At 58.1% G+C, this 23,515-nt stretch carries 21 protein-coding genes; 8 read left to right on the forward strand and 13 right to left on the reverse strand.

The window, feature by feature from the left end:
• The first annotated feature begins 17 nt into the window (after positions 1 to 17).
• The 5 genes from AC07U5_RS20485 (at position 18) to AC07U5_RS20505 (ending at position 5,729) form a co-directional block, all read left to right on the forward strand.
• Complete coding sequence (locus AC07U5_RS20485) at positions 18 to 1,520, forward strand: sugar ABC transporter ATP-binding protein (protein ID WP_494724088.1); 1,503 nt, start codon at positions 18 to 20, stop codon at positions 1,518 to 1,520.
• A complete protein-coding gene (locus AC07U5_RS20490) occupies positions 1,510 to 2,487 on the forward strand; it encodes an ABC transporter permease (protein ID WP_062599863.1) in 978 nt (325 codons plus the stop codon). The genes AC07U5_RS20485 and AC07U5_RS20490 overlap by 11 nt, the downstream gene beginning before the upstream one ends.
• A 37-nt stretch (positions 2,488 to 2,524) precedes the next feature.
• Entirely contained in the window at positions 2,525 to 3,256 is a 732-nt protein-coding gene (locus AC07U5_RS20495; protein ID WP_494724089.1) for an SDR family oxidoreductase, read from the forward strand.
• An 80-nt stretch (positions 3,257 to 3,336) separates the two neighbouring features.
• Positions 3,337 to 4,947, forward strand: coding sequence for an FGGY-family carbohydrate kinase (locus AC07U5_RS20500; RefSeq protein WP_494724090.1), 1,611 nt, complete (start codon positions 3,337 to 3,339; stop codon positions 4,945 to 4,947).
• Positions 4,948 to 5,003: 56 nt separating this feature from the next.
• Entirely contained in the window at positions 5,004 to 5,729 is a 726-nt protein-coding gene (locus AC07U5_RS20505; protein ID WP_494724091.1) for an SDR family oxidoreductase, read from the forward strand.
• A 66-nt stretch (positions 5,730 to 5,795) separates the two neighbouring features.
• Here the strand turns inward: AC07U5_RS20505 and AC07U5_RS20510 are convergent, their stop codons facing one another.
• The 4 genes from AC07U5_RS20510 to AC07U5_RS20525 are packed head-to-tail and all read right to left on the reverse strand — an operon-like array spanning position 5,796 to position 8,843.
• A complete protein-coding gene (locus AC07U5_RS20510; protein ID WP_494724092.1) occupies positions 5,796 to 6,857 on the reverse strand; it encodes a CobW family GTP-binding protein in 1,062 nt (353 codons plus the stop codon).
• Positions 6,857 to 7,156: a hypothetical protein gene (locus AC07U5_RS20515; protein WP_062599859.1), complete on the reverse strand. Its 300-nt coding sequence runs from the start codon at positions 7,154 to 7,156 to the stop codon at positions 6,857 to 6,859. Before AC07U5_RS20515 ends, AC07U5_RS20510 begins: the two co-directional genes overlap by 1 nt.
• A 26-nt stretch (positions 7,157 to 7,182) precedes the next feature.
• On the reverse strand, positions 7,183 to 8,082 hold the full coding sequence (locus AC07U5_RS20520) for a polysaccharide deacetylase family protein (protein ID WP_494724093.1): 900 nt from the start codon (positions 8,080 to 8,082) through the stop codon (positions 7,183 to 7,185).
• Positions 8,083 to 8,123: 41 nt separating this feature from the next.
• A complete protein-coding gene (locus AC07U5_RS20525) occupies positions 8,124 to 8,843 on the reverse strand; it encodes a FadR/GntR family transcriptional regulator (protein WP_494724094.1) in 720 nt (239 codons plus the stop codon).
• A gap of 165 nt (positions 8,844 to 9,008) precedes the next feature.
• Here AC07U5_RS20525 and AC07U5_RS20530 point away from each other — a divergent pair, with 165 nt between their 5' ends.
• A complete protein-coding gene (locus tag AC07U5_RS20530; protein ID WP_494724095.1) occupies positions 9,009 to 9,992 on the forward strand; it encodes an asparaginase in 984 nt (327 codons plus the stop codon).
• Positions 9,993 to 10,056: 64 nt separating this feature from the next.
• Here AC07U5_RS20530 and AC07U5_RS20535 read toward each other — a convergent pair whose 3' ends face one another.
• The 7 genes from AC07U5_RS20535 to AC07U5_RS20565 all read right to left on the reverse strand — a co-directional run bounded on the left by AC07U5_RS20535 (position 10,057) and on the right by AC07U5_RS20565 (position 19,875).
• The gene (locus AC07U5_RS20535) at positions 10,057 to 11,106 is read right to left on the reverse strand and encodes a sn-glycerol-3-phosphate import ATP-binding protein UgpC (protein ID WP_494724096.1); all 1,050 of its coding nucleotides are present in this window, start codon (positions 11,104 to 11,106) and stop codon (positions 10,057 to 10,059) included.
• Entirely contained in the window at positions 11,106 to 11,954 is an 849-nt protein-coding gene (gene ugpE / locus AC07U5_RS20540) for a sn-glycerol-3-phosphate ABC transporter permease UgpE (RefSeq protein ID WP_494724097.1), read from the reverse strand. Before ugpE ends, AC07U5_RS20535 begins: the two co-directional genes overlap by 1 nt.
• A 9-nt stretch (positions 11,955 to 11,963) precedes the next feature.
• Positions 11,964 to 12,845, reverse strand: a complete 882-nt coding sequence (gene ugpA, locus AC07U5_RS20545) for a sn-glycerol-3-phosphate ABC transporter permease UgpA (protein WP_112358007.1) — start codon at positions 12,843 to 12,845, stop codon at positions 11,964 to 11,966.
• A 79-nt stretch (positions 12,846 to 12,924) separates the two neighbouring features.
• Positions 12,925 to 14,229 carry a sn-glycerol-3-phosphate ABC transporter substrate-binding protein UgpB gene (gene ugpB, locus AC07U5_RS20550; protein WP_062441329.1) on the reverse strand — a complete coding sequence of 435 codons (1,305 nt, stop codon included), beginning with the start codon at positions 14,227 to 14,229 and terminating at the stop codon, positions 12,925 to 12,927.
• 292 nt (positions 14,230 to 14,521) lie between these two features.
• The gene (locus tag AC07U5_RS20555; RefSeq protein WP_494724098.1) at positions 14,522 to 17,713 is read right to left on the reverse strand and encodes an efflux RND transporter permease subunit; all 3,192 of its coding nucleotides are present in this window, start codon (positions 17,711 to 17,713) and stop codon (positions 14,522 to 14,524) included.
• A gap of 123 nt (positions 17,714 to 17,836) precedes the next feature.
• Positions 17,837 to 19,027, reverse strand: a complete 1,191-nt coding sequence (locus AC07U5_RS20560; RefSeq protein WP_494724099.1) for an efflux RND transporter periplasmic adaptor subunit — start codon at positions 19,025 to 19,027, stop codon at positions 17,837 to 17,839.
• Between the two features lie 50 nt (positions 19,028 to 19,077).
• On the reverse strand, positions 19,078 to 19,875 hold the full coding sequence (locus tag AC07U5_RS20565) for an alpha/beta hydrolase fold domain-containing protein (RefSeq protein WP_494724100.1): 798 nt from the start codon (positions 19,873 to 19,875) through the stop codon (positions 19,078 to 19,080).
• A gap of 139 nt (positions 19,876 to 20,014) precedes the next feature.
• Between AC07U5_RS20565 and AC07U5_RS20570 the strand changes: the two genes are divergently transcribed.
• Both AC07U5_RS20570 and AC07U5_RS20575 read left to right on the forward strand, forming a co-directional pair.
• Positions 20,015 to 20,926, forward strand: a complete 912-nt coding sequence (locus AC07U5_RS20570) for a LysR family transcriptional regulator (protein WP_062424370.1) — start codon at positions 20,015 to 20,017, stop codon at positions 20,924 to 20,926.
• 182 nt (positions 20,927 to 21,108) lie between these two features.
• A complete protein-coding gene (locus AC07U5_RS20575) occupies positions 21,109 to 22,002 on the forward strand; it encodes an NAD-dependent epimerase/dehydratase family protein (protein WP_494724101.1) in 894 nt (297 codons plus the stop codon).
• 164 nt (positions 22,003 to 22,166) lie between these two features.
• Here the strand turns inward: AC07U5_RS20575 and rsgA are convergent, their stop codons facing one another.
• Together rsgA and AC07U5_RS20585 are read right to left on the reverse strand one after the other, a co-directional pair.
• Positions 22,167 to 23,177, reverse strand: a complete 1,011-nt coding sequence (rsgA, locus tag AC07U5_RS20580; protein WP_494724102.1) for a ribosome small subunit-dependent GTPase A — start codon at positions 23,175 to 23,177, stop codon at positions 22,167 to 22,169.
• A gap of 15 nt (positions 23,178 to 23,192) precedes the next feature.
• Entirely contained in the window at positions 23,193 to 23,366 is a 174-nt protein-coding gene (locus tag AC07U5_RS20585; protein ID WP_165456979.1) for a hypothetical protein, read from the reverse strand.
• Positions 23,367 to 23,515: the final 149 nt, after the last annotated feature.

The following is a 23,515-nucleotide window of genomic DNA, read 5'->3' on the forward strand; positions in this document are numbered from 1 at the left end:
CCATTGAGGAGGGTAGAGTGCTCGAACTGAACGGAATAAGAAAAAGCTTCGGCAAGATCGAGGTCCTTCGCGGCGTCGACCTTCAGGCACGCCCCGGTGAGGTGCACGCGCTTCTCGGCGAAAACGGTGCTGGCAAGTCGACCTTGATGAAAATTCTCTGCGGCATTTTGCAGCCCTCCGACGGGACGATCCGCATCGACGGAAAAGAGCGGCAATTCGCCAATTATGACGAGGCGATTGCTTCCGGGATTGGCATCGTCTTTCAGGAATTCAGCCTGATCCCCTATCTCAACGCCGTCGAGAACATGTTCCTTGCCCGTGAGATCCGCGGGCCGCTTCGCCTTTTGAACAAGGGCGCCATGCGCAAGCGGGCCGCCGAGATCATGAGCCGCTTGGTGGTGGATGTTCCACTCGACGTGCCGGTCAATCGGCTCTCGGTAGCCCAGCAGCAATTCGTCGAAATTGCGAAAGCGCTTTCATTGGATGCGCGCATTCTGGTGCTCGACGAGCCGACGGCAACGCTCACTCCGTCCGAGACCGAGCACCTGTTCAATGTCATGCGAGAGCTGCGTCGTCAGGGCGTGGCGATCATCTTCATTTCGCACCATCTCGAGGAAATTTTCGAAATCTGTGACCGCATCACCGTTCTGCGTGACGGCGAGCTCATCGGGTCTTGCATGACATCCGAGGTGGACAACGACCGCCTGGTTGAAATGATGGTGGGCCGGCGCATCGAGGCGAGTTTCCCGCCGAAGCCGAAGCTTGATCCGTCGGCCGAGGTGGTGATCGATGTCGAAGAACTCCAGCTGAAGAAGGGCGGGCCTGTCTCGCGGTTTTCACTGCGCAAAGGAGAAATCCTCGGCTTCGCCGGGCTGGTTGGCTCGGGTCGCTCGGAAACGGTGCTCGCTATGCTTGGCGCCCATTCGGCTTCACGGCGCAGAATAAAACTCGATGGCTCCGAAACACGATTTTCCGGTCCTGATGATGCGCTGATCCGCGGCATCGGTCTGCTGCCGGAAAGCCGAAAGGAGGAGGGGCTGATTACCAGCTTCTCCATCCTGCAAAATATTTCGCTGAACAACTACCGCAAATATCGGAAAGCCCACTGGTTCCTCGACCTCAAGAAGGAGCTGGAGCACACGAAGAAAGCAATGGCGCAGGTGCAGGTCAAGGCGCAGGGACCCTATGCCCGCGTTGACACCCTATCCGGTGGCAATCAGCAGAAGATCGTGATTGCCCGCTGGTTGAACCATGACATGCGGGTGCTGATCTTCGACGAGCCTACGCGCGGCATCGACGTTGGCGCGAAGGCCGAGATTTACGCGCTGATGCGGGCATTCGCCGCGAGCGGCCACTCCATCATCATGATCTCGTCGGAACTGCCCGAGGTGATCGGCATGTCCGACAGGGTCTGCGTCTTCCGCTCCGGCGGCATCGTCGCCACGCTTCAGGGCGAAGATATCAATTCCGAAACAATAATGACAAACGCTACCACCGGGAGAGTTGAACATGTCGCTTGATGCTAACACCGGCGTTGCCGCGAAGACGGGCGGCTTCAAACTGAGCGGCCTGCTGCATTCGCCGCTGGCATTGCCGCTCGCAGGTCTGATCGTCGTCTCGATCCTGATGGGTCTTGCAAGCGACAATTTCTTCAGCGTCAACAACATCATGAACGTGCTTCGCCAGGTGTCCGTCGTTGGCATCCTTGCCGTCGGCATGACTTTCGTCATCCTGACCGGCGGCATCGACTTGTCCGTCGGTGCGGTCATGGCGCTTGTGGGAACGCTCTCGGCGGGATTGATGGTCAATACCGGATTGCCGGCTTCGATCGCGCTGCCTGCCGGACTCTTCATCGGGCTCGGTATCGGCATATTCAATGGCGCACTCGTCGCCTGGGGAAAAATGCCAGCCATCATCGTCACGCTGGCGACAATGGGAATGGCGCGTGGTCTTGGCCTCATCTATTCAGGTGGCTATCCGGTCAGCGGCATTCCGAGCTGGATTTCCTGGTTCGGTGTCGGCCGCATCGGTGCCGTTCCAGTCCCCGTTGTCATCATGGTCGTCATCTACGCCATCGCTTGGGTCCTTCTCCAGCGAACAGCCTTTGGTCGTCACGTCTACGCCCTTGGTGGCAACGAACTCGCAGCCCGGCTTTCGGGGGTGAAGACGCAGCGCGTCAAGCTCGCCGTCTATGGCATTTCAGGTGTCACCGCCGCACTTGCCGCACTCATTCTGACCGGTCGCCTGATGAGCGGTCAGCCCAATGCCGGCGTTGGCTTCGAGCTGGATGCGATCGCTGCGGTGGTGCTTGGGGGGACGGCGATTGCCGGCGGCCGGGGACTTATCCTCGGCACTTTGATCGGCGCCGTGCTGCTTGGCATTCTTAATAACGGCCTCAACCTGATGGGCATCAACCCCTATCTGCAGGACGTCATCAAGGGCTTCATCATTCTGCTGGCCATCTATATCGGGCGCGAGTGGCGCTAGGTCATCCGGAACATCTTCATAAACGCAGGAGAACTAAATGTCTGAATCGCTGCAAGGCAAGATCGCGGTCATCACCGGTGCCGCCTCCGGTATCGGGCTTGCCACCACCGAAGCGCTCTTGGAGCAGGGCGCCACCGTGGTCATGGTCGACTGGAACGAGAAGGCCTTGAATGAGCTTGTCGCAAAGCTTGGCGAGCGTGCCATTGCGCAGGTCACCAATCTTCTGGATACCGACAGCTGCAATGCCATGATCCCCGAAATCCTGGCAAAGGCCGACCACATCGACATTCTCTATTGTAACGCCGGGACTTACATCGGCGGTGACCTGACGGAGACCACACCGGAAGCCATCGACAAGATGCTGAACCTCAACATCAACGCCGTCATGAAGAATGTCCACGCCGTTGTGCCGCACATGTCGGAGCGCAAGACTGGCGATATCATCGTTACCTGCTCGATTGCCGGACACTTCCCCACCTATTGGGAGCCTGTCTATTCCGGTTCGAAATGGGCGATTACCAGCTTCGTCCAGGGCATGCGCCGCCAGATGATCCCGCACGGCGTGCGTGTCGCCCAGGTCTCGCCCGGTCCGGTCGTCTCCGCGCTGTTGGCAGACTGGCCGGAGGAAAACCTCCGCAAGGCCAAGGAATCGGGTAGCCTCATCGACGCGAGCGAAGTGGCCGATGCTATTGTCTACATGCTGACGCGCAAGCGCACCGTCACCATCCGCGACATGCTGGTTCTGCCGACCAACTTCGATCGCGTCTGATAATCGAGTGGCGGCTGTCACATCAATGGGTTCAGCCGCTTCTCTCATGTGTTGTGTGATCCGCTCGAGGAGTATTGCAAATGGCTTCCTACCTGATTGGCGTCGATGTCGGCACCGGATCTGCTCGGGCAGGTGTCTTCGATGTGGAAGGTAAGCTTCTCGCAACGGCCAAACGGCCGATCTCAATGCACCGGCAAGATGTCGGTATTGCCGAGCAAACAAGCGGTGAGGTGTGGCAAGCGGTTTGCGAGAGCGTCCGGGAAAGCGTTTCGCGAGCCGGTATCGATCCGGTAGACGTGACGGGTCTCGGTTTCGATGCAACGTGTTCGCTTGTGGTCTGCGGTCCGGACGGTGAGACGCTTCCGGTTGGCGCCCCCGACCATCCTGAGCGGGACATCATCGTTTGGATGGACCACCGCGCGGTTGGACAGGCTGAGCGGATCAATGCCGGCAACCACGCCGTCTTGCAATATGTCGGCGGGCGCATTTCGCCAGAGATGCAGACGCCCAAGCTCCTATGGCTCAAGGAAAACAGCCCTCGTGTTTACGTCCGCGCCGCGCACTTTTTCGATCTGACGGATTTCCTGACATGGAAGGCCACCGGATCGCTCGACCGCTCTGCCTGCACCGTGACCTGCAAATGGACCTATCTTGCCCATGAGGATCGGTGGGACGGTGATTATTTCAATGCCATCGGTCTCGGGGACTTGGCGGAGCAGGGCTTCCGTCGCATTGGTCAAAACGTCGTCCATCCAGGCACTGCGCTCGGCGCCGGGCTGACGGATGAGTCCGCGAAGGCAATGGGGTTACGCCCCGGCACCGCTGTCGCCGCCGGTCTGATCGACGCGCATGCTGGCGGGGTGGGTACGGTCGCGGCAGGCGGAGACGCCTCGCGATGCCTCGGTTATGTGTTTGGCACCTCATCCTGCACCATGACGACCACCGCCGAACCCGCTTTTGTACCAGGTGTCTGGGGTCCGTATTATTCTGCCATGGTTCCAGGCGCCTGGTTGAATGAAGGCGGCCAGTCCGCCGCAGGTGCTGCCATTGATTATCTGGTGCAACTGCACCCGGCGTTTACGGAGGCGAAAGAGCGCGCAAACAATGATGGCAAGGCCTTGCCGGTCTGGCTCGCCGATCGCGCGTTGAGCTTAGCTACGTCGGCTTCTGCCGCAGTGGATATCGCCAGGGATTTTCATGTGGTGCCGGAATTTCTCGGTAACCGCGCACCGTTCGCCGATCCTCACGCGCGCGCGGTCATCGCTGGTTACGGTATGGAGACAGGGGTGGATTCGCTCGTTGCGCTTTATGTCGCTGGAGTTCTTGGCCTCGGATACGGGCTCCGCCAGATCATCGAGACGCAGGCCCGACACGGTGCGGCGGTGGAAACCATCAGCGTCAGCGGCGGTGCCGGTGCCCATCCGCTTGCTCAGCAATTGCTGGCGGACGCAACCGGTATGCCTGTCGAGTTGACGGAATGCGAAGAGCCGGTTCTTCTTGGTTCGGCTATGCTTGGTGCGGTTGCTGCAGGAACTTTCCCGGATCTTTCGTCGGCCATGCCGAAGATGTCTCGGGTTAAAAACCTTGCCTCGCCAGAGGCCGCGTTCCGCAAGGTGCATGACGTGCGCTACGAGGCGTTCCTGGCACTGCAGAATGCAGGCCGCGCCATTCGCTCCAATACCCGTTCCTGAATACCGTCGAAGTCAAAAATTAGCAGGCCAACGCGGCCGCATTACGCGAGGATATCATGCAGTTTTCTGGAAAGTCCGTCATCATCACCGGAGCCGGCAAAGGGATTGGACGCGCCTGCGCCCGCCTCATGGCGGCACGCGGTGCAGAGGTCGTGGCGATCAGCCGGACGCAGTCCGATCTCGACAGCCTGAAAGCCGAAATTGGCGGACGTTCGATCCGTGCCGATCTCGCCGATGCCGTCGCCACTCGTGCTGCTATGGCAGAGGTAGGCACCTGCGATTTTCTGATCAACAGCGCCGGGATCAATGTGCTGGAAAGCGTATTGGATATGACCGATGCAGGCTATGAAGCTGTGCTCGGCATCAATCTGCGCGCCGCCATCATCACCTGCCAGGAGTTTGCCCGGGCACGCGTCGCAAATGGCGGTGGTGGTGCGATCGTCAACATCACGTCGATTGCCGGTCACCGCGGGTTTCAGGATCATCTTTGCTATGCCGCGTCCAAGGCGGGGCTTGAGGGTGCGACACGTGTGCTCGCCAAGGAGCTTGGTCCCCATGGCATCCGCGTCAACGCGGTCGCCCCCACCATCACGCTGACCGAACTTGCTGCGGAAGCATGGAACGATCCGGTGAAGAGCCAGCCGATGATGGTTCGCCATCCGCTTAATCGCTTCGCTGAAGCGGAGGAAGTGGCAGAGAGCATCGCACTCCTGCTGTCCGACGACAGCAAGATGATTACCGGTGCCATACTGCCGATCGACGGTGGCTTCCTCGCTGTTTGATCGGCGGTTTTGCGAAGCTGATCCGCAGCGAAGCTGCGCGCTTGGCGCTCGATGGGCGAGGCGCGACTATTGCTCCGCCTGCATCGGAGAGGCTGTTATCGCAAGCGGATCGGCCTCGACGAAGGCGGCAAAGGATTGGGCGATATCCCCGATGTCGCCATCGACAATAAAGACGAGAACGCTTGTGCGGTCCTCTGCCGGCCAGGCAGCCATGTGGACGGGCTGGTGGATGAGATGTTGAACGCCGTGGATCACCACCGGCGTCTCATGTCCTTCGACGCCGATGATGCCCTTGACGCGCAGGAGCTTCTCGCCATGCCTGTTGACCAGCAAGGAGAGCCAAGTCGAAAACCGCGGCCATGAGACGGCGTTGGGCGTGGTTAGGGATATGGCGCGGATCGCCCCATGCGCGTTGACGTCCTGAAACGGTGCATGCGCATGGTCATGGTAGCGCTCCGCTGCGACCCAACGCCGTGCTTCGGCGGGCCGGGCTGAAAGGTCGTGGATGTCCTCCGTCAGGATCAGGCTCGCAGCAGGATTGGCAGGATCACTGATTTCAATACTGGCCGTCGGATTCGTGGTCGATAGCTTGGCGATGAGCGCCGCTATCGCGTCGGGCTCGGCAATGTCCGTCTTGGTGATGACAAGTCGATCGGCGACGGCGACCTGCCGCGCGCTTTCGGTATAGGTCTCAATGTTGTGTTGGCCATTCGGAACCTCGACGACGGTGACGATGTTGCCCATCGAAAAATGATATTTCAACATCAGATCAGCCGTCAGCGTGGCGACGATCGGGGCCGGGTCGGCAAGTCCTGTTGTCTCGATGATGAGCCGGTTGAAGGACCCTATACGACCTGCCTTGCGCTTTTCGAAGAGCGACAGGATCGCCTGCTTGAGATCGCCGCGGATTGTGCAGCAGATGCACCCACTCTGCAGAAGGACAGTATCGTCCTCGATTGTCTCAACCAGCAGGTGATCGAGGCCGATGCTGCCGAATTCGTTGATGATCACGGCGGTGTTGGAAAGATCGGGACCCGACAGCAACGCGTTAAGCAGGGTCGTCTTGCCTGAGCCCAGAAAGCCGGTGAGGACGTTGACGACGATGGGTGGTTGAGCGCCAGATGGCATCACGCCTCCCGCATTTTCGACAGAAGCGTTGGATCGAGAGGGTCGATCACCTCGCCGGCAAAAGCCTCAGCCAATGGCCACAATTGGCCCAGATGGTCTACGACGGCACTTTTTCCCGTGCGGCCGGTGAGAACATATCGATCATTCCAGACCTTCAACCGCAGGCCAAAATGAGTGAGGACTGCATTGACGGCGCTGGCCTGACGGTAGCGCTCGGCGGCAGGCGTCATCGACGCAACGCCTTTGCCGCCGCTGCTCCAATGATCCGCCGCGCCAAGCGCACCGCACAGGCCGCACATTCGCTTTCTCCCTTATGCCTTGAGACTTATGATTGCGGACGCGCCGTGCCGCTGCGCGGGTAACGCTTGGAAAAGTCAGCGGCGATCTCTTCCATGGTGACGAACTTCACGCCCTCAAACTGACGGATGTGGTCGAAGATGCGCTCGTGCATCTTGAGCACGTGGGGTTTGCCGGAAACATCCGGGTGGATGGTGAGCGGGAAGACGGCATAGTCATAATTTTCATAGACCCACTCGAACTGGTCGATCCACATTTGCTCGAGGTCGCGCGGGTTGACGAAGCCGTGGCTATTGGGCGCGGCCTTGATGAACATCATGGGCGGGAGGTCGTCGAGGTTCCAGGACGCAGGGATTTCGATCAGGTCGGTTTCGGGACCTTGGGTAAAGGGTTTCATCCAGTGCGATGGATGCTTGGAATAATCGATCTTCGTCCATTCGTCACCGACGGTGACGTAATAGGGGTGGTGGTCGTTGTGCATCAGGGAGTGATCGTAGAGAATACCCTTTTGCTTCAGCAGTTCGTTGGTCTTGGAGCCGAACTCCCACCAGGGGGCCACATAACCGCGCGGCGGCTTGCCGGAAAGCTTGGTGATGAGATCGACGCATTTGTCGAAGATCGCTTCTTCCTGTTCGGGTGTCATGGCAATCGGGTTTTCATGGCTATAGCCATGCATGCCGATTTCGTGACCGGCATCGGCAACCTGCTTCATCTCATCCCAGAATGTCTCGATCGAGTGTCCGGGAATGAACCAGGTGGTCTTGATGCCCCACTTTTCGAAGAGACGGAGCAAACGCACAGAGCCGACCTTGCCTGCAAAGACGCCGCGGGAAATATCGCAGGGGCTGTCTTCGCCACCGTAAGAGCCAAGCCAGCCCGCGACGGCATCGACGTCGATACCATAGGACACCAGTATTTCCTTCGCCATGATCGCTTCCTTCTGTAATGGCCAGATAGGCCTGATTGAATTCAGGGCAGTTCGGTTGGGGAGAGGCCCGAGCGGCTGCCCCCCATGCTGATATGTTTGCGCATGTAATAATGCGCACCGTCCGGATCGCCGCGTTCGATCGCCTCCAGGATCAACTCATGCTCCTTGACCGCAGGCCAAAGATCGCCAGGGTGTAGGACCGGCATGCGCTGGCTCTCCTGCATGACGCCGGAGAATGTTCGATGCATATCGACGAGGAGGCGGTTGCCGGAGATCGCCAGGATCTGGCGGTGAAACTCGGTATCAGCCTCCACGTAACCGCCCAGATCTGCGTCATGTGCCGCGCGGCGGAAGGCCGCTAGCGTGTCGCTTAGGGCGGCTAGATCGTGGTCCGTGCGCGACATCGCAGCAAGTTGTGCAGCATAACTTTCGACGACATGCCGCAACTGGTACACCTCGCGAAGAGAATAGGGTGCGGCTTGCGGCCAGGCACCGTTTCTCTCATCGCTGCCATCGGCGATAACGAAACCGCGACCATTGTCTTGAGCTTTGATTTTGCCGGTGGTCAACAAAACGGAGATGGCCTCACGAAGCGTCGCTCTGCTGATGTCGAGCAGCCTTGCGAGCTCCCGCTGCGGTGGCAGCGCGGATCCTTGCGACCAGTGGCCTTCAGCGATCATCGAGGCGAGTGCTCTCACCGTTGCCGCGACAGCGCTTCCGCTTCCCGCTTCTGCTGTTTTCCTGATCGCTGTTTCAACCAAGTGCGCGCTCCATCTTGGTCTGACCAAGAGTTCCATTTAATACAGAAGATCGGATTTCGGTCAGGCCGTCAACGTCAAATAATAGGCAGTTGGTGCCCAATTCTTCGCCATTTGACAATCTTGGTCAGACCAAGTTAGCTGACGTAAAGATTTAGGGGAAAGATCATGACGAAAACTGTTTGCCTCATCACCACGGGCGGTACGATTGCCTCGCAGAAAAATGCGAGCACAGGCCATGTGACGGCGAAGCTTGGCGGAAGCGAGCTTCGGGCGTCGTTGGGAAGCCGTCTCACCGGTCTCGAGTTGGTGGTCGATGAATTCATGACCGTCGGGAGCTTTGCCCTCTCGCTCGAAGACGCCTTTGCTCTCGCATGCAAGATAAGAGATCATCTCGCCGACCCCAAGATCGACGGTGTCGTCGTGACGCACGGAACCGACACAATGGAGGAAAGCGCCTATATGGCTGATCTTCTCATCGATAGCGAGAAGCCGGTCGTCTTTACCGGTGCGCAGCGCGCAGCCGATGAACCGGATGGCGATGGTCCACGCAACATTGCCGACGCGGTTCGCATTGCTGCATCGGACACCGCCCGCGGGCTGGGCGTCCTTTTGTGTTTCGAACAGGAGTTTCATGCAGCCCGCGACGTGACGAAGTCCCACACCTCTCGCACCGACACGTTCATCTCTGCCGAACATGGGAAGCTGGGTGAAGTCGATGGTGACTTGGTCATCGTGCACCGGCGCCCGGTTGGCCCGGGCAAAGTTCGTGCGACACGTGTCGAGACGGATATCGAGATCGTCAAGCTCGGAATCGGCACAAGCGACAGGTTCCTGCGCTTCGCCGCCTCGGAGGGAATGCGTGGCATCGTGATCGAGGGCTTTGGCCGTGGCAACGCCACACCTGCCGTCACGGCTGCCGCTATCGATCTCGTCAAGAGCGGTGTTCCGGTCATCATGACGAGCCGATGCCAACGTGGTCGCGTCAAGCCGATCTATGGGAATGGTGGCGGCAAAACGCTTGCGGAAGGCGGCGTTATCTTTGCAGGGGATCTCAGTTCGCAGAAGGCACGCGTTCTTCTGGCGATGCTGCTCGGATCCGGGTTGGGAATCGAGGACATACGCCGTGAGGTCGAGCGCTTCGGTCTTTAAGCGGCGTGTCGGTCTATCGAATGCTTGAAGCGGGACCTTCGGAGGTCCCGCTTCATTTTTGCAGTCAGTCGATACGAGCGCCGCTGGCATTGAAGAAGTGCAGGTCTGCCGCCTTTGCGCCTATCTGCACGACGTCGTCCATCTCGATGCGCGAGCGTCCGGCCACACGAAAGACGATGGCGCTGCCATCTGCCAATATGCCATGCACGTAGCTTTCCGCGCCGACCAGTTCCACCGCAGCAACCTTGACGGAGGCGGTAAAAGCCTCGTCCTGGTGAGCGTCTGCGATCAGGTGGAGGTCTTCCGGACGGATGCCGAGAGTGGCTGCTGTGGCCGGAATTGCCGCGGTCTGCGTCATCCACCAATTGCCGGAAGATGTCGGGATCGCAAGCAAGTTCATCGACGGCGAGCCAATGAAGGTCGCGACAAAGGTCGTTGCCGGGCGCTCATAGAGTTCGATGGGGGTACCGACCTGTTCGATGCGCCCTGCATTCAAAACCACCAGCCTGTCGGCCAGCGTCATCGCTTCCATCTGATCATGCGTGACATAGACGCTTGTCGTCGCAAGCGAGCGCTGGAGCCGCTTGATCTCGACGCGCATCTGGACGCGAAGCTTGGCATCGAGGTTCGATAGAGGCTCGTCGAAGAGATAAGCGGCGGGTTCGCGCACGATGGCGCGGCCCATCGCCACGCGCTGGCGCTGGCCGCCGGACAGTTGCCGCGGCTTGCGCTCAAGGAACTGCTCGATCTCGAGCGCCTTGGCTGCCTGCTCGATACGGCGATCGATCTCGTCTTTCGGCGTATTGCGGTTCTTCAGCCCGTAAGCAAGGTTCTGCCGCACCGTCATATGCGGGTAGAGCGCGTAGTTCTGGAACACCATGGCAATATCGCGCTCGGACGGCTCCAAGTCGTTGACCACCCGATTGCCGATCGAGATTTCACCGCCTGAGATGCTCTCAAGGCCCGCGATCATGCGAAGCAAGGTGGACTTGCCGCAGCCGGATGGGCCTACGAGGACAACCAGTTCCCCATCGGCGATCTGCAGTGATACACCTTTGATGGCTTCGACATTGCCATACATCTTGCGGACATCGTTCAAAACAATCTGGGCCATTACTTTTCTGTCTCCACAAGACCTTTAACGAACCATCGCTGCATCAAAACAACGACGATGATAGGTGGGATGATAGCGAGGATCGCGGTTACCATGACGTAATTCCAGGGGGTGGAGGCGTCAGTGAAATCGACCATGCGGCGCAGGCCGATGATGATCGTGTTCATCTTGGCATCGTTCGTGACCAGAAGTGGCCAGAGATATTGGGTCCAGCCATAAATGAACAGGATCACGAAGAGCGCTGCAATGTTGGTGGTCGAGAGCGGAAGAAGGATGTCCTTCATGAAGCGGAAGGGTCCGGCATTATCGATGCGCGCCGCTTCGACCAGTTCTCCCGGGATGGTCAAGAAGAACTGCCGAAACAGGAAGGTTGCCGTCGCTGACGCCATCAGAGGCAGGGTCAGGCCCGCATAGGTGTCGATCAAACCGAGATCAACGATCACCTTATAGGTTGGCAGGATGCGCACTTCGACCGGCAGCATCAGCGTGATGAAGATCATCCAGAAGAAGAACATCCGGAAGCGGAAGCGGAAAAAGACGATGGCGAAGGCGGAGAGGAACGAGATGATGATCTTGCCGACGGCAATCGACATTGCCACGACGAAGGAGTTGAAGAGCAGGCGTTCAAGACTGACGCCGACCACACGTTCGACACCACCCGCCACGGCTTCCCGATAATTTTCTATCAGATGTCCGCCCGGGAGCAGAGACATGGGCGGGCGGATGATGTCTTGCGACGTCATCGAGGAAGCGATGAAGGTGTAGTAGATCGGGAAGGCGACAATGATGATGCCGATGATGAGGATGAGATGGCCGATGCCATTTGCGATGGGGCGTTTTTCAATCATGTCCGGTCCTCATCCGTAATGGACCCGCTTCTCGACGAAGCGGAACTGGAAGGCAGTCAGGCCGATCACGATGATCATCAGGATCACGGATTGGGCCGCGGATGAGCCAAGGTTCAAATTGACGAAGCCATCATTGTAGACCTTGTAGACCAGCGTTTCGGTCGCCTTGGCGGGACCGCCGCCGGTAACGGCATGAATGATGCCGAACGTGTCGAAAAAAGCGTAGACGGTGTTGACCACCAAGAGGAAGAAGGTGGTGGGGGCCAGAAGCGGGAAGATGATGGTCCAGAAGCGCCGGCTCCCACGAGCGCCGTCGATGGCTGCGGCCTCAATGAGCGATTTCGGGATTGCCTGAAGACCGGCCACGAAGAAGAGGAAATTGTAGCTGATCTGCTTCCAGGCGGCTGCGACGACAATCAGCGCCATTGCCTGGTCTCCCTTGAGCAACGGGTCCCACTGGAAGCCGGTGGAGCGTAGCAGATAGGCGAGCGTTCCCATGGCAGGGTTGAACATGAAGAGCCACAGCATGCCGGCGACGGCTGGTGCCACGGCATAAGGCCAGATAAGCAGCGTGCGATAAAAGGTCTGTCCGCGCACGACCTTGTCGGCGGCCGTGGCGAGAAGCAATGCCACGGCCATGGAAACCAGGGCCGTCAACGCGCTGAAGACGATCGTGACCTGAAGCGCGTGGAGATAATTCGGGTCCGAAAGTGTATCGGAAAAATTGGCGAGACCGACGAACGTCGTTTTAAGCCCGAATGCATCTTCCTGCAGCACCGATTGATAGATCGCCTGGCTTGCGGGCCAGAAGAAGAAAATCGCCGTCAGGATGATCTGGGGTGCCAACAGGAGGTAGGGCAGGATTTTGTTCGGGAAGTGAACCGTGTGCAAGGGTGATGCTCCTCAGCCGGCCAGAGAAAAAGCATTGCCCGCATCCAAAGATGCGGGCAGCGGCTTCAGCTTATGGTGATTACTTGGAGGCAGCCGCGATGGCTGCATTGCCGCGCTCGACGATCTGGTTCAGCGTCGTCTTGGCATCCTGCTTACCTGCCAGCATGGCTTCGAACTGCTCGTTCATGATGTCGCGGACCTGTGGCAGGTTCGGCAGGCGAACACCCTTGGAGTTTTCCGTCGGTGCCTTGCCCATCATCTGAAGGATCGGCGTTTCACGCGCCGGATTCTTTTCGTAGAAGCCGGAAGCCTTCGTGGCTTCGTAAGCGGCATTGGTTACGGGCAGATATCCGGAAACCTGATGCAGGCGTGCCTGGATCGGCGTTTGCGACAGGAAGTGGAAGAACTGGGCAATGCCCTTATATTCTTCATCAGACTTTCCGCCAAAGACCCAGAGGCTTGCGCCGCCTGGAATGGTGTTCTGTGGTCCGTGACCTTCGTAATAGGGAAGCTGGCCGATGCCGTAATTCATTCCCGACTTTACGATGTCGCCAAGACCGCCGGAAGACTCGGTCAGGATTGCGCATTCACCCGACAGGAAAAGCTGTTTCGCTTCGGACGTGCGGCCGCCGTAACGGAACGTCCCGTCCTTGGCCATATCGGCGATCGACTGGAAATGCTCGACGAAGAGCGGCGCGTTGATCTTCAACTCCACCTTGCCGCCACCGAGGCCGTTTTCATTCGTGCCGTAAGAAACATTGTTCCAAGCGGCGAAGTTCTCGGTCTGGATCCAGGTCAGCCAGGTCGAGGTGAAGCCACAGGGTGCAGCACCGCTTTCCTTGATCTTGCGAGCCGCTTCGAAGACTGCGGGCCAGGTCTTTGGAGGGTTCTCTGTATCGAGGCCGGCTTTCTTGAAGGCATCCTTATTGTAGTAGAGGATCGGCGAAGACGAGTTGTAGGGGAAGGAGAGCATCGTGCCATCCGGCTTGGAATAATAGGCAACGATACCTGCTAGATAGTCGGCCTTGTTAAACTCGAATCCACCCTTCTTGAGAACATCGGCGACCGGCATGATGGCACCTTCTGCACCCATCATGACGCCAGATCCCGCATCGAAAACCTGAATGATTGCCGGAGGCTGCTTAGACCGGAAGGCTGCGATCCCCGCATTCAGGGTTTCCGGATAGGTGCCCTTGAACACCGGTGTGATCTTGTACTCGCTCTGGCTCTCATTGAACTCCTTGGCGAGCTGATCGACCACCTCGTTGTTCGCACCGGTCATGGCGTGCCACCATTGCAGCTCGGTCGCGGCAAAGGCAGAGGTGCCAAAAGAAAGCGAAATAGCAAATGCCGCCGCGGATGCAGCGAGACGTTTCGTGGACATGATGCCTCCCTAGTTTTACGCATGGTCCAGCAACAAGCTGTCCAGGATTTTTTGCGCCAGAACCTCCCAGAACCAGCGCCAACTCGCTTCATTCGAAGCGTGTCATATAGAAAACGAAAACAAGTGAACGTGCAACGAAATTATGACAGTTGATCTTTGCGGGTTGTGCAAAACCAAAGGCTGAGAAGATCGATGGGCCGCTGGCTTAGGCCTAGGGCACTCCAGACAATGTAGAGAAGCCCCGAAGACGATCGTCCTCGGGGCTTCTGGTTTGACGATATTGTGATCGCCGTCACACCGCTTCGCTCATTTTGTAGTCGGTGTTTGCAGGCTCTTGCTTGTGCTGAATCAGCGGGCGGTTGCCGGAGAGTTTGCGAACGAGCACATAAAAGACCGGCGTCATGAAGATGCCGAAGATCGTGACCCCGATCATGCCTGAGAAAACCGCGACGCCCATGGCAGCGCGCATCTCGGCTCCCGCACCCGTAGAGATGACCAGCGGCACGACGCCCATGATGAAGGCAAGCGATGTCATCAGGATCGGACGCAGGCGAAGGCGGCTGGCTTCGATGGCCGCGGCAACCGGTGAGCGGCCTTCGAACTCCAGTTCCCGTGCGAACTCCACGATCAGGATGGCATTCTTCGCCGATAGCCCGACAAGGACGATGAGGCCGATCTGGGTGAAGATGTTGTTGTCTCCGCCCGTCAGCCAGACGCCGGTCATGGCGGCGAGCACGCCCATCGGCACGATCATGATGATCGCGAGCGGCAGAGTGAGGCTCTCATACTGTGCGGCCAGAACCAGATAGACCAGCAGCAGCGCCAACGGGAAGACCAGCAAACCCGAGCTTCCGGCAAGGATCTGCTGATAGGTCAAATCCGTCCACTCAAAAGAGATGCCCGATGGCAAGGTCTCACTGGCAATGCGTTCGATGGCTGCCTGGGCTTCGCCGGAAGAGAAGCCGGGTGCTGGGCCGCCATTGATATCAGCCGACAGGAAGCCATTGTACCTCGTTGTGCGCTCCGGGCCGGTCGTGGCATTCACCTTCAACAATGCGGACAAGGGTATCATCTGTCCATTCGATGAGCGAACTTTCAACTGACCGATATCTTCCGCCTGGGAGCGGAACTTGGCATCGGCCTGAACACGCACGCTGTAGGTGCGACCGAAAGCGTTGAAGTCGTTCACGTAAAGAGAGCCAAGATAGATCTGCAGCGTCTCGAACACGTCCGTCACCGAGACACCCAGTTGCTCCGCCTTGGCACGATCGAGATCGGCGTAGAGCTGCGGCACATTGATCTGGAAGCTTGAAAACAGGCCAGCCAGTTCGTGCGTCTGATAGGCTTTGCCGAGGAAGGCCTTGGTGACTTCGTCAAGCGTCTGGTAACCGAAGCCTGCGCGGTCTTCGATCTGCATTTTGAAGCCGCCTGTGGTGCCAAGTCCGTTGACAGGCGGTGGCGGGAACATGGCGATGAAGGCATCTTGCACCGCGCCGAATTTCTGGTTGAGCGCCATGGCAATAGCGCCGCCAGAAAGCTCCGGTGTTGTGCGCTCTTCAAATGGGCTCAAGGCGACGAAAACAACGCCCGCGTTCGAGCTGTTGGTGAAGCCGTTGATGGAGAGACCCGGAAACGCGATTGCATGTTCGACGCCTGGCTGCTGCATGGCAATATCACTCATGCGCTTGATGACGTCTTCCGTCCGGTCGAGACTTGCAGCGTCCGGCAGCTGGGCAAAGCCGATCAGATACTGCTTGTCCTGCGCAGGCACGAAGCCGCCGGGCACCGCATTGAACATGGCATAGGTTGCGCCTGCGAGCAGCATATAGACGACCATGACGATGCTCTTACGATTGAGCAATCCGCCGACGCCCTTGCCATACCCGTTCGAGGTTGCCCCGAACGCGCGGTTGAAACCCCGGAAGAAGCCACCCAGCACCTTGTCCATGCCGCGGGTCAGCCAATCCTTCGGCGCGTGGTGGTCCTTCAGAAGCAGGGCTGCCAGTGCAGGAGACAATGTCAGCGAGTTAATGGCCGAGATGACCGTCGAAATTGCGATCGTCAATGCAAACTGACGGTAGAACTGTCCCGAGAGGCCCGAGATGAAAGCAAGCGGCACAAAGACGGCCACGAGTACCAGGGCGATCGCAATGATCGGCCCCGAGACTTCCTTCATGGCGCGATAGGTCGCCTCGCGCGGAGAAAGACCGCTCTCGATGTTGCGCTCGACATTTTCGACAACGACGATCGCGTCATCCACGACGATGCCGATTGCCAGCACAAGCCCGAACAGGCTGAGCGCATTGATGGAAAAGCCGAAGACATACATGACGGCGAATGTGCCGATGATAGACACCGGAACGGCAATCAGCGGAATGATCGAGGCGCGCCATGTCTGGAGGAACAGAATGACGACGATAACGACGAGAGCGATGGCTTCCAGCAGCGTGTCAATGACCTTGTCGATCGAGGCGCGGACAAACTCGGTGGTGTCGTAGACGATTTCGTATTTCACGCCATCAGGCATCGCTTTCTGCAGGTCCTGCATGGTCGCAGCGACCTGGTCGGAAATGGTGATGGCGTTTGAACCGGGAGCCTGGAAAACCGGGATAGCCACAGCGGATTCGCCGTCAAGCAGCGAGCGCAAGGCGTAATCGGCTGCGCCGAGTTCGACACGCGCCACGTCACGCAGGCGGGTGATCTCGCCATTCGAGCCGCTTTTGACGATGATGTTGCCGAACTCCTCCGGAGTGGAAAGCCGACCTTGTGCGTTGACATTGAGCTGCAGGTCGACGCCGTTCGGGCTTGGCGAAGCGCCGATCGTGCCGGCTGCCGCCTGTACGTTCTGTTCGCGAATGGCGTTGCTGATATCGCTGGCGGCAAGGTCGTGCTCGGCGGCCTTCTGCGGATCGATCCAGATACGCATGGAATAATCGCCGGCACCGAAGATCTGTACCTGGCCTACACCTTCGATGCGCGCCAGCCGATCCTTGATGTTGAGGACGGCGTAGTTGCGCAGGTAGGTGAGGTCGTACCGATTGCCGGGAGAGACGAGATGCACGACCATCATCAGGTCAGGAGAACTCTTGACGGTGGAAACGCCGAGGCTTCTGACTTCAGCGGGAAGACGCGGCTCGGCTTGCGAAACGCGGTTCTGCACCAGCTGCTGCGCTTTGTCCGGATCGGTCCCCAGCTTGAAGGTGACGGTCAGCGTCATGACACCGTCGGAGGTCGCCTGGCTGGACATGTAGAGCATGTTCTCGACGCCATTGATCTGTTCCTCGAGCGGTGTCGCCACCGTCTCGGCAATGACCTTCGGGTTGGCACCGGGATAGGTCGCACGAACGACGATGGAAGGTGGCACGACTTCCGGATACTCGGAAATCGGCAAGGCGCGCATGCCAATCAGGCCTGCCACGACGATAAGAACCGATAGGACGCCAGCAAAAACCGGCCGGTCTACAAAAAATCTGGAGATGTTCATGGATTAGCCCTCTCCGGGTGAATTCTGAACGCGGGAGACCACCCCGGTCGCGTGTCGCCACCGGCAGGGATCTTTTTGCATCGATTGGGAATAGGACGGGCCGAGGAAGGCCCGTCGGATCAATTATTGGGCTGCAGCGAGCTTGTCGTCGGTCTGCGGAGCCACGACCGCACCGGGGCGGATGCGCTGCAAGCCGCTGACGACGATCTTGTCTCCGACCTCAAGGCCGCTTTCCACGACGCGCATTCCCTCGGCCGATGGGCCGGGTTTGATCTGGCGGTAGTTCACCTTGTTGTCCTTATCGACGACAAAAACGAACTTCTTGTCCTGATCGGTGCCAATCGCGCGGTCGGTGATCACGATGCGCTTTTCCGACTTCGGTTCGCCCAGTCGGACACGAACGAACTGACCGGGAATGAGATGCCCATTGGTGTTGGCGAATACCGCGCGGACGCCGATGGTGCCGCTCGCACCGTCTACCTGATTGTCGATCAGATGCAGGGTACCCTTGATGGGCGTGCCCTCATCGGCAAGCGTGCCGACTTCAACGGGGATCTGCTCCAGCGCCTGAAGTGCCCCGTTAGAGGTAGGCAGTTGCGACAGCGCCTTGGCGACGATCTCCTCGCTGGCATTGAAGCTTGCATAGATAGGATCGACAGACACAAGCGTGGTGAGAGCAGGGGATGCGGAGCCGGCGGCAACCAGATTGCCGACCGTCACATCAAGCTTGCCGACGCGTCCTGAAATCGGTGCGCGCAACTCCGTGTAGCTGAGATCGAGCTGTGCCGTCGTCAGTGCTGCGCGGGCGGCCCGCAGTTGCGCTTCGGCCTCCGCCACATTGCTTTGGCGTTGATCAAGATCGCTTTGCGAAATGGTGCGGTTGTCGGAAAGTCGCCGACCGCGCTCCAGTTCGGTTTTGGCAAGGCCGATCTTTGCGTCCGCCGAGGCAACCTGTGCCTCCGCACCCGCAACCGCTGCCTGATAGGGAGCTGGATCGATGGTGAAGAGCAGATCACCAGCCTTGACCAGTGCGCCTTCACGGAAGTGAACCGCTTGAATCTGGCCAGCAACGCGGGAGCGGACCTGAACACGCTCGACAGCTTCGAGCCTGCCGGAAAATTGCTCCCAGTGGGTGATGTCTCTGCTTTGCACAACTGCGACCGTCACTGGAACCGCAGGCGCCTCCGCCTGCGGAGCCGCAGCAACGGCGCCCGTCGTCATGGGAAGATCGAATAGCAGCGCTGCGGCTGCTACGGACATGGCAAGTCCTATGCCGGCACCCGCAAGGGCACGGCGCTTGTTCTTGAGCGTCATGGGATACTCCTTGGCTTCGTAAGGAAGCCGATCAGTGATTGTCTAAAATGCTAATTCTTGAGGTCTTGAACAAAACCCGAAAACTCGTCGCAAACAGCCGAAAGCCACTTGCCACCTTCACCTCGATAAAGCCCTGTCCAGCCGGAGCCGGCAGGGAAAACATGCAGCCGAACCTGTATTCCTGCATCACGCAGGCGCGCGGCATAATTCACTGTCTCGTCACGCAGAGGGTCGTCCTCGGCGGTAAAAATCAAAGCTGGGGCCACACGGTCGAGCCGTGTACACTGGCACGGTGCCGCGTATGGGTGCGCTACCCCACAGGCCTTTGCCAGGTACCGGCTCCAGCCTTCGGCCCAACGCTGCCGCATGCCGATCTTGTCGGCATCCCGAAAGGAGGTCGATGCCATCAGCGGATCGATCATCGGCGACAGCAAGATCTGTCCTGCCAGTTTCCCCGGCATCCGATCGCGCGCCTTCAACGCCAGGCCTGCGGCAACATTCCCGCCAGCCTCTTCTCCCGCCACGAACAGCAAGGATTTGGCGCTACCGTACTGCTTGCGGCTATTGCTCAGACAATCGAGCGCATCGAAAGCCCGATCGATCACAGCCGGAAACTCATTGCAGAAGCCGGTGCTGTAATCCGCCTCGATGACCACCGCTCCACTTTCGGCAAGCGCTTTCGCGACCGGTAGCTCCTCGCACTGAGCCCCTTCTGCCAGAAAAGAGCCACCTCTAAGATAAAGGATCAGTGGAGGCGTCCGCACTTTGCCTTCGTTGCTGTAGACACGCACGGACAGGGGCGTGCACGTTGTGCCGCTCGTCTCGATCTCGTGCCACCGGGTGTCCATCATCATTTCCTCGAGAGACTCTATCTACGTCTCTTGTAGTGCTTTCTAATATGGATATATTGTTCGGGATAAGTTGCGCAATCATCCAAATTCGAAAACACTATTCCAAATTCACGGACAATCGAGCGAGGTTGACAGGATGGACCAGCTAGCGGCGATGCGCGTATTCGCACGGGTCGTTGAGACAGGAAACTTCACCAAGGCTGCCAATGCCCTGAATATCCCCAAGACGACCGTGACCAACATGGTGCAGGGTTTAGAGGCGCATCTGCGTACGACGCTGCTGAACCGAACGACGCGCCGCGTCATGGTGACCACAGACGGTGCACTTTATTATGAGCGTGCAACGCAAATCCTGGCGGAAATCGACGAGTTGGATGGTAGCGTTTCAAGCGCCAACGTCCAGCCTTCCGGTCGCCTGCGTGTGGAGATGGCCGGGATGTTCGCCGATAAGATCATTATTCCGAATCTTTGTGATTTTTACCAGCGCTTTCCGCAAATCCGGCTCGACATCGGTGTCGGAGACCGTCTTGTCGATTACATCGCCGAAAACGTGGATTGTGCCTTGCGCGTGGGCACACTGCGTGACCAGTCGCTTATCGCGCGAAAAGTCTCGGAACTCGACTTTCTTACGGTTGCCTCACCCGATTACATCGAGCGCTTCGGCATGCCAAAGACGCCGGAAGATCTGGAAGTCGATCATCACTGTGTCGGTTACCTGAATGCCAATGCAGGACAAGTGATGAGCATGGCCTTCGACGACGGTACCCGTTCCGTTGAAATTAGCCCGCGATACATCGTATCGGCGAACGATGCGAGGACCTATCAGCATGCTGTTGTTGCCGGAATGGGTGTCGGACAATTGGTACCGTTCTCGATTAGGGACGAGATCAGGGAGGGAAAGCTGGTGCGTGTTCTTCCTGAATGGAAAAGCGAGCCCATGCCGATCTACATCGTCTACCCACAGACCAGACACGTGACGAACAAGGTTCGCGTTTTTGTAGATTGGGTGGCAAAGCTGCTGAACAGAAGCGCACTGGGAACTTTATAATTTACTTTCATAAAGTTTTTTAAATGACTGAAAAACAGTTAGATACAGTCTCATCATCATTTCCTTCGTTGCGTCAATGATGGATTTGCTGTCGTATGGATGAGGAGGCGCAAGTGATGTCAGCGATCAATTCAGAACGATCGACCATCACCAAGCGCGCGCGTTTCAAGAGGAGGCAAGAAATGACCAAACGTATCGTTTTCACGGGGGGCACAGGCAAGGCTGGGCGCCATGCCGTTCCCAAGCTTCTGGACAAGGGATACTCCGTCCTGAATGTCGATTTGAAGCCCTTGGATTTGCCCGGAGTGAATACGCTGATCGCGGATATCACCGACAGTGGTCAGGTCTTCAATGCCCTGACGACCCATTTCGGTTTCGATGGTTTCGAAAACGGCGCTCCGCCTTCGGCGCCCGATGCCGTTGTGCACTTCGCGGCGATCCCTCGGGTGCTGATCGAACCGGACAATGAAACATTCCAGGCGAATGTCGTCGGCACATACAATGTCATTGAAGCTGCAATGAAGCTCGGCGTCCGGAAAGTCATCATCGCCTCAAGCGAGACCACCTATGGTGTGTGCTTTGCCGAAGGAGACAAGGACTTCCACTCGTTTCCTCTCGAAGAGGATTACGATATCGACCCAATGGATAGCTATGGTCTTTCCAAGCTCGTAAATGAGAAGACCGCACGTGCCTTCGCCATGCGATACAAAGCCGATATATACGCCCTGCGCATCGGCAACGTGATCGAACCGCACGAATACGGAAACTTCCCGGCCTTCATTGATGACCCCATGTCTCGCAAACGCAATGCCTGGAGCTATATCGACGCGCGCGATCTCGGGGAGATTGTTCATCTGTGTATCGAGAAGGACGGCTTGGGCTTTCAGGTGTTCAACGCGGTCAACGACACGATCACGGCCGATCTTCCGACCGCCGAATTCCTCGCCAAATATGCACCCAATACGCCTGTGACGCGCGAAATGGGAAGGGACGAAGCACCGCTGTCCAATCGTAAGGCGCGAGACGTTTTGGGATTCAAGGAAGAGCATCCCTGGAAGCGCTATGTGACAAGTTAGGCTGGGCCTGTCTGACCACGACGTAAAAATGATGGCGGGTTCAAACGTGGATCCGCCATTGGCATCTTCTCCCGCTGATGCGTAAGCCTCCCCCCGCTTCAGGCCGTTCTTGTTTCGTGCGTCGTTCTCTCAAAGCCGCTGCACATTTTTGCCTAGACCATGATTTAACGCTTTTTCTTGATGGTCTTGTTGCCGCGTGGTCCGCTCAGCACTGGAGTGCGGCTGTTGTTTTCGGCAGACAGGCCTCTCCAACGTTCGAGGCGATCGGCATCGACCTCGCCTTTCGCTATCGCATCTTGTACCGCGCATCCAGGTTCATGCGCATGGGTACAATCGCGAAACCGACACAGAGGCGCTAACTCTGTGATCTCGGCGAAGAGCGTATCTATTCCGTCGGTGATATCGCTGACGTAGAGCGTCCTTATTCCCGGCGTATCGATGACCCAGCCACCGCCTTGAACAGCATGCAGGGACCGCGCCGTCGTGGTGTGCCGGCCCTGTGCATCAGACTCACGGATGGTTCCGGTTTTCTGCATAGCATCGGAGGCGGTCAGTGTGTTCACCAGCGTTGACTTTCCAACACCGGATGATCCCACCAGTGCAACAGTTTGACCAATGCCCAACCATGGCATCAAGGAGATGACAGCATCGGCAGAACGCCCATTCAGCGCAATCACAGGGAGATCGCGCTGCAATGCCTCTGCTTTTGACTGAAAATCGCCAACGTCTGCCGTCGTATCCGCCTTGGTCAGCACGATCACGGGCTTGCTTCCGGCCTGGTCTGCCATGATCAGATAACGCTCCAGCCGGGCGGGATGGAAGTCCGCATTGCATGAGGTCACAATCAACAATGTATCGATGTTTGCGGCAACCAGTTGCTGGCCACGTCCGCCCGCCTGGCGTCTTTGAAACAGGCTTTTTCTGGCCAGTCTGGCGACAAACATTCCGGTCAGCGCATCGGCCAGGATCCAGTCGCCGACTGCAAAGTCTGCCGCGTTGCTGTTGGCTGGTAGTTCCAACGCAGCAGGCCCTGCTACATCGATTGCCTCCACGCGTGAGCGGTGAACCGATGATATGCGTCTCGGCGCCAAGCCGCAGTCTTTCTCGCTCACTTGATCGGCAAAGAAAGGAGACCAACCGAGTTGCTCAAGAGACGGGGTTATCGCAGTCGTCATGAACTGTTGCCTCGCCTACTTCTGGGGATCGCGGCTCGGCAGAGATCTTGCATAAGCAGCGGCTTCTCCGGAGTAAGGAAAATCTTCGCCCAATTGACGATCGCCATCGAGCACCTTGAATGTCGGACCATCGACCTCAGCGATCTTGTAGCCATTCACGTACTCGAATTTCGGCGTTCTAAAACCCATCGGTGTTCCTTCGCTCGGGCAAAATTGCTCTTTGAACTACCTGTCTATCAGGCAGCATACTAAAATACGACGTGCAAAACCGCCGCGTCACTCGATACTCGATAGCGCGTTGATATCCTGTCCGATGGCACAAGCTGGGGTCGCTCGGA

The organism is Agrobacterium sp. GW821-FHT02D03, assembly GCF_059421725.1.

Coding starts and splice junctions, on each gene's coding strand:
- AC07U5_RS20490 (WP_062599863.1), top strand. CDS start 1,510: ATGTCGCTTGATGCTAACACCGGCGTTGCCGCGAAGACGGGCGGCTTC.
- AC07U5_RS20495 (WP_494724089.1), top strand. CDS start 2,525: ATGTCTGAATCGCTGCAAGGCAAGATCGCGGTCATCACCGGTGCCGCC.
- AC07U5_RS20500 (WP_494724090.1), top strand. CDS start 3,337: ATGGCTTCCTACCTGATTGGCGTCGATGTCGGCACCGGATCTGCTCGG.
- AC07U5_RS20505 (WP_494724091.1), top strand. CDS start 5,004: ATGCAGTTTTCTGGAAAGTCCGTCATCATCACCGGAGCCGGCAAAGGG.
- AC07U5_RS20510 (WP_494724092.1), bottom strand. CDS start 6,857: ATGCCATCTGGCGCTCAACCACCCATCGTCGTCAACGTCCTCACCGGC.
- AC07U5_RS20515 (WP_062599859.1), bottom strand. CDS start 7,156: ATGTGCGGCCTGTGCGGTGCGCTTGGCGCGGCGGATCATTGGAGCAGC.
- AC07U5_RS20520 (WP_494724093.1), bottom strand. CDS start 8,082: ATGGCGAAGGAAATACTGGTGTCCTATGGTATCGACGTCGATGCCGTC.
- AC07U5_RS20530 (WP_494724095.1), top strand. CDS start 9,009: ATGACGAAAACTGTTTGCCTCATCACCACGGGCGGTACGATTGCCTCG.
- AC07U5_RS20535 (WP_494724096.1), bottom strand. CDS start 11,106: ATGGCCCAGATTGTTTTGAACGATGTCCGCAAGATGTATGGCAATGTC.
- ugpE (WP_494724097.1), bottom strand. CDS start 11,954: ATGATTGAAAAACGCCCCATCGCAAATGGCATCGGCCATCTCATCCTC.
- ugpB (WP_062441329.1), bottom strand. CDS start 14,229: ATGTCCACGAAACGTCTCGCTGCATCCGCGGCGGCATTTGCTATTTCG.
- AC07U5_RS20555 (WP_494724098.1), bottom strand. CDS start 17,713: ATGAACATCTCCAGATTTTTTGTAGACCGGCCGGTTTTTGCTGGCGTC.
- AC07U5_RS20560 (WP_494724099.1), bottom strand. CDS start 19,027: ATGACGCTCAAGAACAAGCGCCGTGCCCTTGCGGGTGCCGGCATAGGA.
- AC07U5_RS20565 (WP_494724100.1), bottom strand. CDS start 19,875: ATGGACACCCGGTGGCACGAGATCGAGACGAGCGGCACAACGTGCACG.
- AC07U5_RS20570 (WP_062424370.1), top strand. CDS start 20,015: ATGGACCAGCTAGCGGCGATGCGCGTATTCGCACGGGTCGTTGAGACA.
- AC07U5_RS20575 (WP_494724101.1), top strand. CDS start 21,109: ATGACCAAACGTATCGTTTTCACGGGGGGCACAGGCAAGGCTGGGCGC.
- rsgA (WP_494724102.1), bottom strand. CDS start 23,177: ATGACGACTGCGATAACCCCGTCTCTTGAGCAACTCGGTTGGTCTCCT.
- AC07U5_RS20585 (WP_165456979.1), bottom strand. CDS start 23,366: ATGGGTTTTAGAACGCCGAAATTCGAGTACGTGAATGGCTACAAGATC.